This window comes from Pedobacter nyackensis (genome assembly GCF_900176505.1).
GTDB lineage: Bacteria > Bacteroidota > Bacteroidia > Sphingobacteriales > Sphingobacteriaceae > Pedobacter > Pedobacter nyackensis.
In genome coordinates, this window is sequence record NZ_FWYB01000001.1 from 229,824 (window position 1) to 249,197 (window position 19,374).

The 19,374-nt window shown below is 38.9% G+C and carries 11 protein-coding genes; 7 read left to right on the forward strand and 4 right to left on the reverse strand.

The genetic code is table 11. The annotated features are described in order from the left end of the window. Positions 1–3: 3 nt before the first annotated feature. From B9A18_RS01075 to B9A18_RS01085, 3 genes are read right to left on the reverse strand one after another with little or no spacing between them, the layout of a single operon-like run. Complete coding sequence (locus B9A18_RS01075) at positions 4–1,242, reverse strand: hypothetical protein (protein WP_084286817.1); 1,239 nt, start codon at positions 1,240–1,242, stop codon at positions 4–6. Between the two features lie 6 nt (positions 1,243–1,248). Beyond that, the gene (locus B9A18_RS01080; RefSeq protein WP_084286818.1) at positions 1,249–2,367 is read right to left on the reverse strand and encodes a hypothetical protein; all 1,119 of its coding nucleotides are present in this window, start codon (positions 2,365–2,367) and stop codon (positions 1,249–1,251) included. 5 nt (positions 2,368–2,372) lie between these two features. Then, positions 2,373–2,663 (reverse strand): hypothetical protein, encoded by a 291-nt coding sequence (locus tag B9A18_RS01085; protein ID WP_084286819.1) that lies wholly within the window; start codon positions 2,661–2,663, stop codon positions 2,373–2,375. Between the two features lie 291 nt (positions 2,664–2,954). Here B9A18_RS01085 and B9A18_RS01090 point away from each other — a divergent pair, with 291 nt between their 5' ends. Next, positions 2,955–3,644, forward strand: coding sequence for a peptidoglycan-binding protein (locus B9A18_RS01090; RefSeq protein WP_084286820.1), 690 nt, complete (start codon positions 2,955–2,957; stop codon positions 3,642–3,644). 17 nt (positions 3,645–3,661) lie between these two features. On the opposite strand, the gene B9A18_RS01095 is transcribed toward B9A18_RS01090, so the two are convergent. Next, the gene (locus tag B9A18_RS01095) at positions 3,662–4,375 is read right to left on the reverse strand and encodes a LytR/AlgR family response regulator transcription factor (protein ID WP_084286821.1); all 714 of its coding nucleotides are present in this window, start codon (positions 4,373–4,375) and stop codon (positions 3,662–3,664) included. Between the two features lie 189 nt (positions 4,376–4,564). On the opposite strand from B9A18_RS01095, the gene B9A18_RS01100 reads away from it, so the two are divergent. Genes B9A18_RS01100 through B9A18_RS01125 form a run of 6 tightly spaced genes read left to right on the forward strand, consistent with a single transcriptional unit; the run spans position 4,565 to position 19,370 of the window. Then, a complete protein-coding gene (locus tag B9A18_RS01100) occupies positions 4,565–6,448 on the forward strand; it encodes a hypothetical protein (protein ID WP_144009357.1) in 1,884 nt (627 codons plus the stop codon). An 18-nt stretch (positions 6,449–6,466) separates the two neighbouring features. Then, the gene (locus tag B9A18_RS01105; protein ID WP_144009358.1) at positions 6,467–7,252 is read left to right on the forward strand and encodes a hypothetical protein; all 786 of its coding nucleotides are present in this window, start codon (positions 6,467–6,469) and stop codon (positions 7,250–7,252) included. Between the two features lie 31 nt (positions 7,253–7,283). Further along, the gene (locus tag B9A18_RS01110) at positions 7,284–9,449 is read left to right on the forward strand and encodes a hypothetical protein (protein ID WP_084286824.1); all 2,166 of its coding nucleotides are present in this window, start codon (positions 7,284–7,286) and stop codon (positions 9,447–9,449) included. Further along, positions 9,449–12,715, forward strand: a complete 3,267-nt coding sequence (locus B9A18_RS01115; RefSeq protein ID WP_084286825.1) for a hypothetical protein — start codon at positions 9,449–9,451, stop codon at positions 12,713–12,715. The genes B9A18_RS01110 and B9A18_RS01115 overlap by 1 nt, the downstream gene beginning before the upstream one ends. A 1-nt stretch (position 12,716) precedes the next feature. Continuing rightward, positions 12,717–13,016, forward strand: a complete 300-nt coding sequence (locus B9A18_RS01120; RefSeq protein ID WP_144009359.1) for a hypothetical protein — start codon at positions 12,717–12,719, stop codon at positions 13,014–13,016. Between the two features lie 9 nt (positions 13,017–13,025). Beyond that, entirely contained in the window at positions 13,026–19,370 is a 6,345-nt protein-coding gene (locus B9A18_RS01125; RefSeq protein ID WP_084286827.1) for a hypothetical protein, read from the forward strand. Positions 19,371–19,374 lie beyond the last annotated feature (4 nt).

Sequence of the window (19,374 nt, forward strand, 5' to 3'; positions counted from 1 at the left end):
AAATTATGATAGGAATTTATCTTGTGCCAATCTGGTGTATATATCTTTCAGGCAACTTTGCCCACCGGCACTTCCATCCCAGTAAAATTGATGTGCCTTTAAAGAATAAAGGGACAGGAAATTCCAGATGCCAGATGGGTCTGCCGGAGACACTTCATATTGAATATTTTCTGCAATAGGACCGATCTCGCTAAAACTATACTGCGCGGGTAAGGGGTGAGCATCATTACGGAAGTTGGAAGATAATGCATCTGCCACAGAAAGTACGTTGTACCATTTTTTTAATGACACCGTGTTTGTGTCTCTGTTTTTAAAATACACAGGATAATAGGACTGAATATATTCGTACGGACAGCCAACGGTAATGAGGCATTCAGTTAGCTGGGCGATACGGGAGACAGGGGTACTACCAAATGGATAAAGCAGGTCGAGGGCTAAGATGCTGCCAAAACTGTAGGCGTGAAAGTGGAGTTTAAATTCGTCTTCATTGTCGGCTAATTCTGCGGTCTCTTTTTCTGCTATGAACTCCACTAAAGCATTTAAGTCTCCTATTAAAGCTTGTCTTCGTTTACCTAATTCAAGATAGTTGTCTACGCAACAGAATTCGGTGGCAAAGCCGCTAACGCTCTTTTGGACAGCAGGGAAGAAGGACAGGCCTAATAAAATAAATGAAGTAAAACCTAATATTAGTTTTTTGCTGACTACTGCAAATTCAGTGATTTCTTTATGGTTTGTCAGGGCATTATGAAGTGTTTTGTTGTCGAAAATTTCTTCAATTAGCGTGATTACCGCAGGTATAAGCGATATACCTGCAAGGGCCATGACAAGAAAAATTCCGAAAGTGTAGAAGGAAAGCAATCTTAACCGTTTGGATTGATAGCCCCATACATTGGCTTTAAAGAGCCTTTTGAACAGTATTGGGCTTTTTAATATTATCGTTTTAAAGATCAGAAGACACCGTGTAATGACACTTTTTTCTTCATAATTTCTGGTTAAAGTTTTAGCATAACTAAAATCATAAAGTCGGTATTCCCGTTTCACGATATCGCCATTTTTAGACCATATGGTGATGCAGTCTGTACTGCATTTTCCGGCATATTCAAACCGCTCTTCTGTGGTATAGAATTTTAGCTGTACGGGATTGGCATAATCCATTTCATTGGCTAGTCTCTGTGCATAACCTTTTATTGTTGTTCCTGGGAAAGCTTCGCCAAGCCCAGGTATGAAAATTCCGGCTTTCATTGTTTTTTATTTAAGGGGATTTAGGTTTAATGAGACATTTAAAAAACCTAGAAAGTTATTTTTTTCCAGATCATATTTTAGGGTGAAGGGCAGCCATAAGTTTTGTGTAATCCTGATCCTAAGGTCTGCATTGGCAAAGAATACACTCTTCTCTTCATTTGCAATTGGATTTTTTAGAATCAGCTCATAGGCTAAATAGGGTTTGAACTCAATGAGGTTCCCTGTCTCAGATTTTAAGAGTGCAAAATTAAGACCTGCAGCACTGCTTAATTTTACCTGTGAAATTTTTGTGATGACCAATGTATCCACATAACTAAATGTACTTCTGATATCCAGTTCAGGATTGTTCCCTTTTAAGATTACAGTGCTTAAGGCACCTGATTTGAATTGGTTAAGATGATCAGTGGTACCGTTTGCACTTATAGTCCATAACCACCCCTTATCAATCATGGAATAGGCTTCTTTTCGCATTTTGATAAGTTCTTCGTGCTGTAATGCCAGCTTTTTTCCTTTATCTTCAAAGGTATTCAAGATAAAATCTGGAATGCTATCGGTAAGGCCGGTTCTTTCCATGTAGTCTATGCTATAATTGAAAGCCGCCAATTGTTCTTTCTTTTTTTCGACAGGAATGTCTTTTGTAAGCAGGAGTTTGGCGGAAGCCTCTTTTAACCGTTGGAAATATTCAGTATGCAGGGAATCTATTTTTATTTTCTTTTGGAGATGCCCGGACGTAAAGACTGCAAGCTGATGGTCTCTCTGGTTTACAATCGCATACGTTATTCCACCAGTAAGTCCTTTAAATTTATAAGAAGAATCCAGGTTCAATTTAATGTTGAACTGCAGGTTTCTGGAGAAGTTTTCTTTGGTCAGCAGATTGTCTTTTAATAGTTTGGGATTGCTTTTTAATTTTAACGCAAATAAAGTTGAATTAAAAGTCAGGGACTTATTGTCGCTGGTCAGACCCTTAAGGCCGAGCTGGAAGAAACTGAAAAGCACGTCTTTGCTATTCCCTGATTTTAGCTGTTCGGCTATTTTTAAATCGTTTGTTTGCATTTTCTCCTTTTCTTGGGCTAAAAGGCTTAAGGTTAAGATGGAGATTGATAACGTTAATAAAGATCTTTTCATTTCAGTTAAACTTCTATGTAAAAGAATACGGCATAGGAAGGGGTTTTCCTTGTGAAACTGGCTTCGGGTAGCGGCTCTTCTCTGAAATTTCCTGATACAGAGATGTTGGTATAACCATCTTCAGGGTTCATGCCCGCTACCAGGATGGAATACCTGCCTGCAGGCAGTGTGTATGTTTCATTAAATGAACTGGTCCTTGAAAAATACAGATCATTATTATTATCCAGGTTATCAATATGTACTTTAACAGGAATAGGAGCCTTACCTCCATAAATGCCGACATTTATGTTAATCATGATTGGGGTTTAATTAAAAGTGAATTTATATAAAATATGTTAATTTTATTTTCGGTGGACATCTCCTTAAAACCAAAGGTAGGGCTGCCTATTTAGGCGATAATTTGGGGTTTGTTTTGTTAAGATGTTGGTTTTTATATTATTGTGCTTTTATTCTGTGGTTTATTTCATCCTAATAAGAATTACTTTCTATTGGTTTTGCATAAAAAATAAGTCGTTTCACATAATAAATTTTCATAAGTCGTTTGTCTTGCTGACCTTGATGCTGTTGCCAGTTAAAAATTTATATATATGGAATTGTTAAAATTAGGCTCGAAGGGAAAGTTAGTGAGCTACTTACAAAACAGGCTATTAACGCTAAAGTATGTTGTAAGTGTAACTGGTATATTTGATGCGGTTACGCTAAAGGCTGTGAAGGATTTCCAGACAGCTAGTAAATTGGTAGCGGATGGAATAGTAGGTGGTTTGACCTGGGTAGAGCTTTATTTGAAGATAGAGGGTTCCAGGAAAGCTATGTCACGTACTGACAGACATAATAATATTTTACACCTTCATCCTAAAGTAAGGGTAGCGGTGGTAAAGGTGCATGTACAGTTGCAAAGTGAGGGAATTCCTTTCCAGATTTTTGAAGCCTTTCGTTACCCTGAAAGGCAGACGGATTTGTATGCACAAGGAAGAACCAAACCGGGTAATATAGTTACTTATGCGAAAGCATGGTCGTCCTTTCACCAGTATGGACTTGCTGTAGATTTTGTGTTGTATATAAATGGTGCCTGGAGTTGGGATGATGGGGGGACAAAACTCAAATGGTGGAGTAAAATGCACGAATTTGGTACTGCAGAGGGATTAATGCGTTTGAATTTTGAAACACCTCATTTGCAGATTTTGGGTGTAGATGTAAAAGATCTTCGGAAAGGTGCATATCCTGTAAATGGTGATAAGTCCTGGTCTGAGAACCTGGCTTCAGCTAAAGGAAAATAACATCTTGAGGGAACTATCTAAACTGTTCTCAGATATTTTTGTATAGCGGTTTTATAGGTCTCGCCAATAGTGATCTCAAAATCGTTGGCCAGCGTGATCTTTTTACCTTGAACCAGTTTGATGTGGGGTATTGAGATAATGAAAGATTTATTGATTCTTACAAAGGTCCCTGAAGTGTCTAATTCCTTTTCAAAGTCGCCCATCTTTCCATACGTCATATAGCTTTTTTGATTGGAGGTGTGAATTTTCACGTAATTGGAAGCACCCTGAACGGCTATAATATCGTTGACATATATTTTTCTCAGTTCTCCAATTTTGGATTTAATGAAAAGATGTTTTGCATCCCTGATCAATGCAGATTTCTTTTTTTCAAGATTAATGATTTTGTTTATGGCATCATTAAATTTCTTTTGGGATATGGGCTTCATCAGGTAATTGCAGGCATCAACATCGAAAGCTTCAATGGCATAGGAGGGATCGCCGGTAGTAATCACCAAGTATCGTATTTTATCCTTTAAAAGCTTTGATAATTCAATTCCATTTAAATGGGGCATTAGTACATCCATGAAAACAATATCCACCGGATCTGCATTTCGCAATCCTGCCAGGGCCTCCATTGGATCTGTATAGGTTTTGACTAAGCGAAGTTTTGCTTTTGACTCTGAAATGTAATCGGCTAATAAGTTAATGCAGGATTTAGCGTCGTCTATAATTATGCAATTTAATGTCATTCGAGAGCATTTTTTAACAATATTAGATTTTTAATTTGAAACTTTTTAAATAATTCGAAACAAAATTTCGCAAATCATTTTCGCATAAAATATCGGGCGGTTCACATAATAAATTTTCTGAGGGGGGTTAAGTTGTAGATATTGATCGAAGTTCAGATAAGCACGAAACCATTAAAAAAAATAAAACAAATGCCGAACACCAATTGTCTTTCCGGTCCAGCCTTTTCCGTAATTGGTGACGCGTATTTTAGCGGGACTACAGTTAGTTTTCAGGTAGCTTTTGACAGTCCGGAAGACGCATCCAGCGTTTTGGCTTATGAATGGAGCCTGGATGATACGCTGATGATTGATCAAAACAATGGTCAGTTTAGCGGACAGCTTACTTGTGGTGAGCATACAATAGGTGCAAGGATTTTAAGCACAACTGGATGGTCCGGTATAAAAAGTCTTGAATTTGCTACCTGTAGAACAGCAACTGAATTGTTATTCTATGGTGTAGATACAATTAACGAAGGCGCAAGTACTACCTATTATATCTTTCAGTTGTATTCGGATGGTACTTCGAAAGACGTTACCGTTGAATATATTTTTACCACTACCCCCGGAGGCTCTTTTAACGGAAATGTTTTTACTGCAGATACGGATCTGAGCGGTTACGAGAACTATGAGGTAACTATCAATGCAACCAAAAATGCTGAGGTACCGCTTACCAAGCAAGTTACAGTAATCAATACAACTCCTGTAGTACAAACATCACTGGAAATTGTAGGGCCTGGAAATATCAACGAAGGTGGAACCGCCAGTTATATTGTTTTGGCTACTTATTCGAACGGCTCGGAACAAAATCTGACAAGCAGTTATGTCTTTAGTAGTTCTGAAGGTATTTTTTCCGGGAACACATTGATCATTCCTTCAAATACTACGCTTGGTGATAGCAGGACAGCTATGATATACGCTTCACAAAGTGGCATTCCTGTTTTGTCTAAACAGATTACCATAAACGATGTGAGTGTAAGTTCAGGTGTGTTAGTTGTTGATCTATACGGCAACTCGTCTTTTAATGTCATAGGCTTGATAGACAATGCGGAAGTTGCAGGCAGTCATGTTGCTGCATATACAGGGCATAACATTATGCCATCTACCGCTATCCCTTCAGATGCATTGATTCTGGCTTCCGGTTTTAATTCTCCTACCTGGAGGTTTGAATTCAATATTGAGAAACTGGTGACTGATTATCCGCAAACACAGAATTTTGTGTTTTATATAAAGGGCAGGTCGAATGCGGAAAGTATATTGAATGGGGCCTTTAGTGTTAAAACCAGTGACGGAGTAATGACGCTTGGTAGTGACAATGGGGTACTTATGCCGGGCGTTTTAGGGGGAACCAATCATGTTCCACTCACCAATGTAAGTACAAAAATATTTGCGGGAGCTAATGGAAGCTATGATGAAAGTGACCTGAATACCATTTTAAAATTCACCTATAATGTTCTGGGCGACAGCATCAGCTATACAACTTATGAGGAACCTATTGTGATTGCCGATTTTGATTTCATGGCGGTAAGGTATCATTGGCTAACAGGTTCAGGGGCTGACCTGGATATTTTAGCAGGGCTTGAGAATAATGGTACGCCATTCGATCAGCTTTATGTTGGATACGGAGGGCCAAGTGCGACCATTCCAATAAATACAATTCCACCGTCTGACGCCTATCTATGGTGGGGTTTAGATAATACCGGTCAGCAAGGCTATGAAGGTGTGCTGATTGGGATCAGGAAATTTATTGATGCCTTTCCTAATTCGCCGAACATCGTCGAAGTTGGCTTATATGCAGTATGGTTTGGTATTCCGGCAACGGGCGACTTTAGCGTAGAGCTGGTTACCTATAAAGGCGGAGAAATGAGCTTGGTAGGTAATAATTTTGAGAATGTTGGCGGTGTTGAGGTTTCTTCTAATACAGTTAATATGAATACGCTGATCAGGAAGACAAATCCTTCTCCTTCCACCTATTTTAAAGTAGGTACAATAAAATATAATAAAACGACGGCAACTGCTACCATACAAATCAATTAAAATAAAAACAAATAGACATTGAAAAAGCTAATCATTATACTCCTCTCAATACTTGTGTCTGGAGACTTACTTGCTCAAAAAATTGATTATAAATCGGGGTTATTACAAGTTGATGGGAAAGATCTGGCCAAGGTGGTAAAAATTAAAGATAAAGAGAACTTCGGGTTGACCAGCACTTTCGAATTGCAGAGCATGAGTGGTGAGACACTGATCATTGCAAGAGTTGCGACTAATTTTGTTTCTAATAGGAATGACAATAGCGGTTTTTATTATCAGTTTACTTTTCTTCCGGTTGATAAAGTAGGCGTGTTTTCACTTAGTAAACTTGGAGCGGAAAAATCATTTGCCAAACTGATAGGACAGAGCGGAATTGTCGTAGATGATAAGCTGGATTCAAGAAAGGTTTCGGAAATGCTGGCCAGAAAAAGTGAAAATCCAGAAGTTGCTATTGAATATCATTTGGTTAAACGTGCTAGAATAGGGCCTCCAAATGTTAAGGACAATCAGATATATCAGACAGATGTGTTGATAGGGAAATTTAAAGATATCAGCTCAAACAAGGAGTTTGATACTTATGAATTTAGTTTGCCTGATGGTTTAGTCATTGCTACAGTAAGCTTTGCCGGAGGAAATGGCGCCAAGAATTGCAATATGAGCACAAATAAAGATAAGCAAACCCGAAATGCGGTATTGAAAAGTGATGGAACTTATGGGGCGTTTAAATTTAGAACTGAAGGTGTAGACAGGAATGCTGTGGCTTTAAAGCACATAGCAACGTGGTTGATTGATGGTGGTTATTTGTAAGCATATATAATATAATAATAATTAACGCATCATGGCAGATAGCTATATTTCTAAGTTTAAACCAAAATCGCATTTCTTTACAGATCCGGCAGCGATGAGCCAGGTTATTGGACAGAAATTCGGACCCGAGACACCGGATGTATTCTGGCTAACCAGCAGGTTTACAATTCCGGCCGCAAAAGCTTATGCTATATGTAAGGGCGTAGTCCTTGTACAGCCGCAAACTGGCAGCTCAGAACTTGTGAATTTAATATTGCGCCCATATGAACAGCCTATACCTGGCTTTAACATCAAGTATTTCGTTTATCGTGGATTGAAGAAAAGCGATTTCTTTGCCGGGGATAAGGTCTTGGCTGCAACCACAGATACATCTGATTTTATCAATAAGGTAAACAACAGCTTTGCTTCCTTCTATAACAGTGTGAGTCCGGGACAGCCTTTACCGGCATTCTTTGCCAAATTCATGGGGTATGACCCAGCGACGCAGGCCGATGTTTTGCCCTTGTCTGATTTCTTTTTTAAAGAGAGTGAGTATGTTGAGAGCGGGGGTGAATTTGTAGAACAGGGTGAATTTGCTTTTGAGCTTCCTTTAATTGATAAAGGGGCATCATTGGGAAGTTTTGCAAATGGTGAATGTGGGATAGATATCATCTTGAATTATGGGGATTATAAACTGCCCCTACCTAATGATGAATTTGTATTTGACCTGGCGTATGCACGGGCAGCCAAAGTGAAAATTGAGCTGTCGACTGGTATGACGGACTATGAGAAGAAGCTTAAGAGAGAGCAGATTTTCCAGTTTCTGGATGCGGCAGCCTACTTTGGTTTTCATGCGATAGATGGGGGAGTTGTTTCTGTGACCAGCGGTGGTGTTACTAATAAAAAGGGGACGGCTATTTATGACGATATCGTTTCTAAGTTTTTTACCAAGAATAAATTATACCTGTATATCCAAAGTGACAGGACACGTTCTTATAACTTTTATGGAAATTATTTGGAAGCCGGTTCAGTGAACAATCTAAAGATTGGTACTGGATTAGTTAGCTTAACAGAGGAAGTTTATGGAACTGATGGGTGGCCATTGTATATTGATGATGCACCGAGAGGTCACAATGAAAATCAGAATTCCTTGTATTTTCAATTGGCAACAGACAATAATGTGAATACGATGTTATATGGGCAGGTGGCACAAATTGTTAATGCACAGCATAATAATTTCTGTGGTGCAGATGATTTGCAATTGCCAGATAATTTAGATGGTACATCAAGCATCTGGACTAAAATTATAGAGATATCTAATCCGAATGTAGGGCCTGATGGTGCTAAATTGAATATAGCCAGTTTTAATATTCTGCTTTATCAGGGTAAAATTTACACCTATTTAGCAGGAGAGGAGATAGGTGACCAAAATGAAACATCAAAAATATTAGATGTTCCTAATTTTTTTGATGATGTATTTGATCTGATACAAGGAACTCCCTTATTTAAATACACCAGTAACTCCGTTTATTGGACTTTTCCGAGCCAAAAAATCAAATTGATTAACCATTTCAATAATCAAAAACAATACGGAATCTCATGTGTGCAAACCACTATTGTAAAAGATAGAATTGCTGGAAATGTTACCACTCCAACAGTAGACCGAATAATTTACATTACGGAAACTATAGACACACTAAATAGTGCAACTGCCATAGGTGGGAAGATTAGCAATAACACTCAGTCAAGTCCTGCGTTAGGAACCCTGGTTACAGGCGATGGGAGTTACCAGTTACCAAGTCCCTTTTACTATGAGCGCGTTTTTTTTACAGATAGTACAGAGGTCATAACCGGACTCCGACTTAAGGCTATTGACGGTACAATCCCTGATAAAATTATTTTAGGAGTTACACAAGCAGAAATTAGTTTAATAGAAGATATTATTGTTACAAACTCTTTGACTAACCCGAGATTGTTTTTAATTGATTTGTTTGAAGATGGCAATGAATTGATCTCAGCAGAAAATATTTCTTATCAGAAGTATAAAGTTGGAGTAGTTGGTGAACTAAATACTGGTAGTTTAAAGTTGTTTCTACCAGCAGTTGACTTGATGGTTTATTCTTTAGATAGAAAATATCACTATTCTATGCGTTACAGCGAATTTATGCCTGACATGGTTATTGGTCAGGATTATTTAACAGAAAATACAGTTATATAATGGGAGTTGTAATTTTAAAAACTAACGGCATGCCTGTTGAATTAGATTCCTCATTTACAGGTGTAAATAAATTTGATGTCAATGGTTTTCTAGTAGAATTTACCCGTCAGGATGTTTATAAGTACTATCAAACAGGTGATTTTAAAAAGACTGATAAAGAGGATATGACTGACCTGGAGGGATATTATAAAGAAACGGATTATTTGAAGTACATCCAGAATCTTGAATTTTCTCTATCCATTGTTGAACTAAAAGGTACTAAGTTTAATTTCGAAATATATAAGGCTAAAGTTGGCGATTCTGTAACCGTAAAAGTTGTAGATTTCGAAGCGCCATATGAGTTCTTCTATAAAGAAAAGACGTATAAGTTTAATATAGAAACTGCAATTGATGGTAGTGATGTAAAATATTATAAGGTAGCGGTGTACCAAGGCTCAAGATTGATTTATTGGAAAGTAAATATTCCTCCTGATATTGTACCTGGAATAAATTCAGTTAATTTATTGACTACTCCTCCAGGATATTTCTATACAAAGAATTTTGGTACAGATGTGAATGGTTGGATGGTGACAGCAACAGAAAAAAGTAACATTAAGCAAATGGCTACTTTGATCGCATTCAAAATTTATTATATTGAACAGGAGATAATTAAAAAAATTCTGACACCTCAGGAATTATCCGTTATTGAAGCAGAAGCAAACAGTCGGGCTGGTGATGTCACCACATTAACTGATCTAGAACTTTTTGTTTTTAATCTGAAAAAAAGTTGGGGATATTTTTATGCCCCTAATTCCGATCCTTCCTATATTCATAGGCATAGTTTTGATAAAGTATTGTCCGGAAATCCTGATTATGCAGAATATCGGAGATACTATCTCTGTTTGGTTGATTTTTATGTAAGTGTATATCCGAAAAGGGATCTGCTGCTATTATATGTGCAGAAATATAGATTAGAGATTATCCTAAAACTGATTTCGGCAAATGGTCTTAACGCTGCTATTCCATATGAGATTCGGAAAAGTATAATTAAGGATTTTCTTAAACAAAAGGATATTACCGAAGAAGATGAAAGGTTTATAGTTAAGTTAATACTATCTATAGATAAATCCAAAGCCGACGACTTTCTTGATTTTCTACTGATTATGCAGGATGGCCGGACAACTACGTTTGAAGGGGTTTATAATCTTTTGGATGACGCAAGGTTGGAAAGATATACTGTCGTAAATTGGTTTGTTGATGAGGAGACTAACAGAAAATACTTTGTATTTGCAGTTTATGAACTTTGGAAAGTATCAAAATATAATATTCAATATGTTCCATCAGGTACTGTTTTAATAGACGATGTGGATATTAATCCGAATGCCTATTTTATTCAACATGCTGATGAATTCATTTTTGATAATATACTAGGTTTTAGCACAACTGATGCTTCATCGGGTGGTACATTACAAGATATTGAAGTCTCTTTTGAATCTTCTTTTAATGGTAAACGGATTAAGGTAAATAAAAAGGAGCAAAAGATTCAATTCATCGAGACTTCAGGCGAGTTTTCTACAGTGACGAAGTTAAGACTTCCTGCGAAAATGGAGCTTTTTGGTAATTTTCATATGTACCAGTCCATTTCCCTTTCAGGTTATGATGTAAACTTTGATTTAAAGATTCCTGAGAAATCGAATATTCCTGTCTTTCTATTTCATTATATTAAAGAGTATGATGAGTTAGCTGATTTTGACGCTGGGGTCACTTTAGCTATTGATTTAACAATAGAGGCTGTTCTTTTTTATTTTACAGGTGGAGCAAGTATTTTAAAAGACTTGCGATACTTAAAGCACCTAACCCAACTAGGAAGGGCTTTAAGAGGAACACTTCCTTCTTCACAAGCAATTACTGTTTGGAGGGGGTTAGAACGTAGCAGTGAGGTGTTTACGTTATCGGTTGGTGCTTTAACTGCGATAAATGAATATTTAATATCAACAGAAACTGACCCGGTAAAACGTGCCTTTAAAGAAAAGGTAAGGTTACTGTTTCTCGGATTATTAATGGCTGGGGCAGGGACATCGATTTTATCGCGGTCACGATCTGTTAGAGAAGCCACAAAAATTTTAGATGATATTGCTGCATTGCCATCTGGTGTTGCACATGGGTTGAGCGATAATATAATTTTATTGTTGAATAGATTAAAAGGTAATAGGGTTGTTAGTACCGAATTATTTGCAAATAGATTAAACCAACTTAATTTAGACAATTTACTAAATAGATATACTTCATTTTCTGATGATTTAAAACTTGCTTTTTGGAATGATTTTAAGGCTCTGGATAATGTTAAAGATGTTGGTGGGTTGATAGAACTGAACAAGAAAGTTCAGTATGTGGATAACTGGCTTGATTTACGTAGTATCGGGGCATTACAGGAAGCGAAAACGATTGATTTTTTGATAGATCAGAAATTAGTTGCCGGCATTAAAAGGTACTATCAAGAATCAGAATTGCAGGAGATTATAAAGGGATTTAACTACAATAAAAGGAAAAATTTTCTAAATGATTTAGGAGAAATAACATCCCTAGAATTTAATAAGCTAATTAATAATCCTAACATAGTTGCCGCTTGGGGTAAATTTTATGATGATTCTTTATTGATGTCTTATTTAAATAAACTTTCTAAGTCAGACAAGCTAGAATTCTTAGAAGTTTTTGGAGCAGATGAGTTTCTTGTTTTTAAATTAAAAAAACATCCTACTTATATTGACTATTGGAGTGCATTGTCACAGACAGAAAGGAACTTGGTAAAACTTCACAAATTAGAAAGTATAGTAGCTGTAGAATTGGACAGTTTTCTAATAAAATCTGGTGCGCTCAGAAATCCTGGTAGAAAATTAAACGTTAATGAAGATATTTTATTAACGATATTGGAAGGATTACAAACGTTAAGATTTTCTAAATTTTTAAATCCTATTTTAGGGACTCATAGAGATGGTCCGACAACTTATTTGTGGACTATAGATCAGAGAGGCTTAAATATAGCTTTAGAAAGCACCTATATGCCAACGGATCGTGGAAACATTGTTCATTCTAACTTAAGCTCAAAGGCATACATTGGTGGAGAGGCGTGGTTTACCTCTGAAAGTAAGGTAATAATAAATGCTGGATCTGGGAGATTTGGCTATGGAACGGATGGTAAAGCAAGTTATGAGCAGTGGAACTTAGCTATTGCTTACTGGCATAACTTGGGTTATGAGGTTGAGTCAATTAAATTTAATAAAAGATAATATGAAAGTTTGGCAATTGTTAGTGTGTTTAGAAAATGAAGATAATATTTTTGAACAATATTTTCCAAATATTGAACTGCCGGATGATGGTAGGAATGAGATTGACAATTCGGTAGTTATTTCCGCTCTTTCTCAAAGTACGAAAAGACTATATGTCGATCCGATTAATTATTTGAGATTTTACGTAGAAAATAATAACTCAGATCCTGTTGTTACTGTGTATTCTATATTGGAAGCCTACAATAATTTTGGAGGTGACGCTATAACTGAAGTCTTTGATTATGGCTCTTACCCTTTATAACTTTTTGATATGCCAGCTACAAAAGCCGTAACCAAAAGATACTACCCCGCTTTATCAGAAATGATAACAGTGGATGATTTGCCGGAGTTTTTACATTTTGCAGAGAATGGATTAAACTTCCTGCTGGACCGTATCCATTATAAAAACTTCCAATACTCAAAAAGTTATAGAGGCGATGCGGCTTTTTATAGCCTGGACATTATATCTAAGAACATAGGTGTTGATCTACCGTTTGGGTTACGTTTGGTATTAAACCCGGATAAAGATGGAGATTCTACTATCTCTTCTTTTCCTATTTCCCTGGAGTATCAGTGGGAGATGTTGGCTTTTTTAAGGTCATTCAATCTGCAGAATTTTTCTTTTACACCTGATGCCTTTTTTGAAATTGGGTTAAAGATATTCAGGATCTCGGAAGATCAGGTCATTGCGCAAACGCTCAATTATTTTATAGAGTCGGAAGATCTTGCAGATCCGAGTACCTCTAAATTTGAAGTTTTAATCGAAACTATTAATACTTTTTACCCGAATGCGAATTTAACCTTACCTCCGGATGAAGAGCCTACCGTGGAAATGGTAGCTACTTTGATTAATCAAAACCCGAATATCCCAGATAACGTTTCGCAGGTGATGTTCGTGATATATATCCTGGATGCGGATCTTTCCATTACGAAAGACAACCTGCAAAAGTTTTATGCGTTAATGGTTCCGGATGGTATAGAAGCTTACGTTAAAAAGCTATTAACACCTAAACTTAGGGCAACTTTAAAACTATCAGCAGGCATAGAATTTCCTAATTCTATATTAAAACCGGTGACGGTTGATGGTACACCTATACCCAATGTAAAATCCATGTTTACATTTGGAGAGGCCACTTTTTATGCAGATACAGAAGCTGGCATAGGGTCGCAAGTAGAACTGGCTGGTAACCTGCTCCCTCAGTACAATCAAATTGGCAACACAGGTTTAATCATAGAATTTACTGGAGCCAAGCTTGATCTGAGTCGTAAAACTAATATTCCAGAGGCTGATGCCGCTGGCTACCCCGTAGATTTTATGGGACTGTATGTTAAGCATGCATCGGTAAGATTAAATAATTTTGGCAGTAATGACCCGAACCGGGTTAGTGCTTCTATTACCGCTGATAACTTATTTATCGGTACAGGTGGTGTTTCAGGTCAAATTGCGTTAGCCGCCAATGGCTTTCTTTACCGGAAGTTTGGAAACTTCGCTGTTGAACTACAAGCTTTCGCGATTAATTTCAGACAAAACACCATCATTAGCTCAGACATTAAAGGACAGCTCACCTTCGATAAGTTCAAAATTAACGGTCAGCCTGCAGTAATTGACATAGAGGCCCACTACCGTGATGACGGTGAATTCACCATGTCCGCTATGCTTCAGAACACCTTGCCTAAAATTACCTGGCCTGGTGTAATGGAGATTGAGATCTTAAGCATGGGCATGGGTAAAGAGCCAAGGGGATTTTACCTGGAAGTAGCCGGAACACTGAATCTTATTGCTAACATTCCTGTAATTGGCGATCAGCTACCTAAAGGAATTGAAGTGAAAAAGCTGAGGATATGGGATAATGGTGATCTTGAATTTAAGGGCGGTGCACTTTCCGTTCCGAAAGCCTTTAAGCTCAGCGTTGGTCCTGTTAAGCTGGAAGTCACCAATATTGGCTTAGGATCTTACAGTAAAAAGCTCAATGGCATTGAACGTAGCTATCGTTATTTCAGTTTTGACGGAATGATCAACACCGGCAGGGCTGGTGTGAACGCCACAGGAAATGGAATTAAATTCTATTATACGGTGGATGACAACGATACTGATAAGCCTTTTGATACTTTTATCAGCATTGACAGACTTGGTATCGACATGACCATTCCTGGAAACGTAAGTAAAGAAGAAGCTGCTTTTATCTTGAGCGGTTACCTAAGTGTGGGTACACCCAATCCGGAAATACCAGGTTCAAATGCAGAATCAGAATACAGCGGCTCTGTATCTTTTTCGATGCCGAAACTTAAACTTGCCGGCAGTGCAGGTATGCGCCTGAAACCAACGGTACCTGCATTCGTCGTAGATATTGGTCTTGAACTTTCCACCCCAATTCCCCTGGGGGCTACCGGCTTAGGTATTTATGGTTTTAGAGGACTAATTGGACAACACTACCAACCCTCCAAAGCAGCAACTACACCACCTTTACCGGAGACGGCATCCTGGTGGGATTATTATAAAGCAAAAGATCCAATTACCAAAAAGGAAGGGATCAGCATTAGCAAGTTTGAAGACAAACCAGGCTATACTGTAGGTGCGGGTTTATCTATAGCTACTTCTTTTGATTCGGGAAAAGTCTTTTCAAGTAAGCTATTTTTAATGCTTGGATTGCCTGGTTTATTTATGTTACAGGGACAGGCAGGTATAATACGCAGACGTATCGGACTTGATGATCAGGTTGATCCTCCTTTCAGTGCTTTGGTGGTTATTGAAAAAAGTTCGTTCCGTGCAAACATAGGGGTAAATTATCGTTTACCAGAGGGCGGCTCATGGGATGGGGCCTTATTCTCCCTTCAGGGTACGCTGGATATGGCTTTCTTCTTCAATAATTCCTCTGGCTGGTACCTTAATGTAGGTAAAGATCAGCCGGAGAGTGCCAGGGTAAGGGCAAAAATACTCTCCTTATTCCAGGGTTATGCCTATCTCATGATTTCGTCAAGAGGATTCAAGGCTGGGGCAGGGGCGAGGTTTGACTTTAACAAAAGCTTTGGGCCGGTAGGCATAGGTTTTGGCGCTTCACTCGATATGGGAGGCTCGATAAGTTTTAAACCTGTACAAATTGGGGCCTTTATCCAGTTTGGCGGATACGCCTATGCTAGAGTATTATTTTTTAAGATAGGACTCGCTATACAGGTTGGCCTTGCAGTGGAAGCCCCACATCCATTTAATATTTCAGGTAGTCTGGAAATAAAGATCAACCTGCCATGGCCATTTAAGGATCCTAAATTCCGCTTTGAGGTAAGCTGGTACATCAACAATAATTATGGTCCTTTACTGGAGCCTATGCCTGTATTGCAGCTTCCAGATCCTGTAAAGGGTTATTTACCTGCAACGGCTACAAACATATTGTCCAGCGAAACCTTCCCAATTAACTACCTGAATTACGAGATAACCGGAACGCTAGGAAATATCCCTGCTCCGGGTGATGCAGACTGGAAATATAATTTTAATGACGCTGATGCGGTAATGCAGGTAACCATTCCTTTAGACAGCTTTATCGATATTGAACTGCTTAAGCCTGTAAAGCCGTCACTAGCTAAATTAGGGGGAGCGGGTAATCAGTTGCCTAATGGCTATACTGAATTGTTACCTCCTCAAAAAGGCCGGGGTAACCAGGTGAAGCACGAGTTTCAATTGACAGGACTTGATGTATATGCATGGAAGGAGACCGGGCCCGGTACAGGTTCCTGGCAGCCGTACAACATCTATGAAGCGGTGACCGCAATTGTATCAGAAAATACAGGTCCGGGAGCAATTGATCTGACGGGATTGAAACAAGGTTACTGGCAGTTTTCGGAGCCCAACAGGTACAATAAGATCCGCCTGCTTTCGCAAAATATGTTCAGCTATGCCAACCAGTCTACCGATGCAAGTTCTAACCTCGATGGGTTGAATTTCCGCAGGAAGGACTTATTCTGCTTTGAAAATGTAACCAAGCAGATGGTAGTCAACTGGATAGATGAGCCCTTGAATACTTCGTATCCACAGGGTGCAAGCGCCATGGTTAAGGCATTCAACTTTACTTTCAACAACCTTAACGGTCATGTTAAAAACAATGTAAGTTATGGCAATAAGAGCCTATATATAGATGAGGACAATGGAACAGTTTTAATTACTTTTCCGCAACCGCTTACTTATGTAAAACTCGACTTTGGTGTAAACCAGCATAACATCAGGATCGATTTTATTAAAAAGTCGTATAAAAGGATGCTTCGTTTCTTCTTCACAGAAGTAGATAAATACCTGACCCCTGCTTTTCTATCGAAAACGCAGGAGAACACCAGTATTGTTTACAATGACCTGAGTAATCCCATCGATAAAATACTGCTAACCTTTATCAAAGACCCAGCCCTTGATTTTGATGGTGACCTGGTAGCAGGAGGACATTTTTCGTTACCGGATCAATATATTAGCGGAACTGTGCTTGCTGCACAGCACGTAACGGAAGCGGATAAAGCTTTAATGTTTGTAACCATTTTTAACAGACATTTTACAGCAGCGGAAGTACTCGACAAAGCATACGCTACTTTAACAGGAGCGGTTGGGCAATGGCCTCTTGATGGCAATACTGATAGGGTAGGCAATAATACCGGCATAGTAACCGGAAATCCGGATTGGGCTGCCGGCTTCTACGAACAAAATGTAGATCAGCAAATGGAACTGCACCCGGTGTATTCATTTACTTCAAACGGTGATGCATTCCTGGTGCCTTTTGCTCCGGAACTTAAAGTGGAGACCGGTGATTTTGCTTTTGAGGTTACCGCCATCTTTAATCCTTTCGAAGCCGGGATCAGCACTTTATTCTATAAAATAGATCAGGACCCGGTTACGGGCTATAAAAAAGGTTATGCCCTGCATTTGTACCAGGATACACCCGGAAATCCTGAAGGTACTTATGACAGTTCAAATCTGCCTTCTTTTGGAATCTGGTTTACTTGTTACCAGGGCCTGGAAAGTTCAGGTATCAAAGCAACAGAAAGTTATACTCTAGACTGCAACACTGCAAAGCTTTCAGAAACGGAATACAAGCATGTATTGATATCTGTGAACCGGAGCACTGGCAAAGTGGATATTTTTATCGACAGACAACTGAAAGTTTCTGCGGATATCCCTGCCGAGCTTGATCTGTATCAGGCGCAGCCAGCCACAACCAGTTTAAACCAGCTAAGCTATTTTTCAGAAAGTGTGCAAAGACGGAACGAAGAAAATGAACTTACGCAGGAAGGACTGATCGACGAAATACAGTTGATGGGTGATGGGCTAAGTAAAACGATACAACCAGTATGGAGGCCGGATACTACTTATTCCCTGGTCGTAAAAACCAGAGATGTGGTTAACGGAAATGCCTCGGCGGAAAAAGCGCATATATTTGGATTTAGAACCGCAGGGCCTATCGGTCATTTTCAGCAACAAAGCATTATTTACAAAAAGCTTGAAGAACAAGACAGAGCCGCGGAGTTTAAACTAGCCAGCTTGACGCATTATATTGACTATGAGCGTTCTTCACCCGATGCGCAAAGCCGTTATGACCTGAGTAAACCGGTGTTTTGCCATGATCCTCAGATCCGCTTGTTCTTTACGAGACCTTACATCAACGCGATGTACTCCAATTGGGCAAGCTACCAGGGCATGCCGGAGGTAAAAAGCAGTCTGCAATTGCAGTTAATCGATCCATATGGTGCGGCAGTAAGTCCTGAATTGCTTTGGGAACAAATGCCAGACAAGACTATAGACTTCAATAACTTGAGCTCGTTGCCTCCGGATCAGCAGATCCTGTTCCTGATGAACCAGGCGGCGGCTGCAGATGCTTGTAATGCAAACCCTGTGACCATTAAAAAGCGGACCAAACGTGGTGCTTATCATTTACCTGATCTGCTGCCGAACAAATTGTATACGGCATTGTTCAATGCGATTTACCAGCCAGATGGGGAAGCTGAGCAGAAAACGGAAGTACATAAATTCAGCTTTAAAACATCTTTGTTTGCTTCTTTTGAAGAGCAGGCAGGAAGCTTTATTCTTGATGATTCAGCTGAAATACCTCAATATGCAGTTTATCCCTTAGCTGTTGCTTTTACCGCTACTGAAATAAATGAGAAACTGAAAGTACTGATTGATGACAACCCGGATAATGACCCTACAGCGGTGTTACGGTATGCAGTGAAGTACGACCGGATGGTTTATGGTGGCCTTGCACTGAACAACCTGGAAACAGTGAACAACACGGTGATTACACTGATCATCAATGTCAATCCAGGGGATGCTGCAGATAAAAAAATACTTGGAATACTGATCCGGAACCCGGAACCTTTCAACGACCCGAAGCTTCCTGCAGATTTACTTGCCGATACGGTTAAGCTAACGCTTACACCAGTGGCAGGTGCAGTGATAGGGCCTGAAGCTTTTATCTACATTCATTCGCGTGATACTTCGGCAGTCTTTATTACCAATGCTGCAATGGACATACCAGTAGGGCTGATGCATTTGAACTTTAGGTATAAGCTATTCAACGGCAACGATTATCAGACTGAACATGAGGATTACAGCAGCCCGGAAATTACAATAACAACAGATTTTTAACTAT

Excerpts from the sequence above, each read along its gene's own strand:
- B9A18_RS01075 (WP_084286817.1), bottom strand. The coding sequence starts at position 1,242 with ATGAAAGCCGGAATTTTCATACCTGGGCTTGGCGAAGCTTTCCCAGGA.
- B9A18_RS01080 (WP_084286818.1), bottom strand. The coding sequence starts at position 2,367 with ATGAAAAGATCTTTATTAACGTTATCAATCTCCATCTTAACCTTAAGC.
- B9A18_RS01085 (WP_084286819.1), bottom strand. The coding sequence starts at position 2,663 with ATGATTAACATAAATGTCGGCATTTATGGAGGTAAGGCTCCTATTCCT.
- B9A18_RS01090 (WP_084286820.1), top strand. The coding sequence starts at position 2,955 with ATGGAATTGTTAAAATTAGGCTCGAAGGGAAAGTTAGTGAGCTACTTA.
- B9A18_RS01095 (WP_084286821.1), bottom strand. The coding sequence starts at position 4,375 with ATGACATTAAATTGCATAATTATAGACGACGCTAAATCCTGCATTAAC.
- B9A18_RS01100 (WP_144009357.1), top strand. The coding sequence starts at position 4,565 with ATGCCGAACACCAATTGTCTTTCCGGTCCAGCCTTTTCCGTAATTGGT.
- B9A18_RS01110 (WP_084286824.1), top strand. The coding sequence starts at position 7,284 with ATGGCAGATAGCTATATTTCTAAGTTTAAACCAAAATCGCATTTCTTT.
- B9A18_RS01115 (WP_084286825.1), top strand. The coding sequence starts at position 9,449 with ATGGGAGTTGTAATTTTAAAAACTAACGGCATGCCTGTTGAATTAGAT.
- B9A18_RS01120 (WP_144009359.1), top strand. The coding sequence starts at position 12,717 with ATGAAAGTTTGGCAATTGTTAGTGTGTTTAGAAAATGAAGATAATATT.
- B9A18_RS01125 (WP_084286827.1), top strand. The coding sequence starts at position 13,026 with ATGCCAGCTACAAAAGCCGTAACCAAAAGATACTACCCCGCTTTATCA.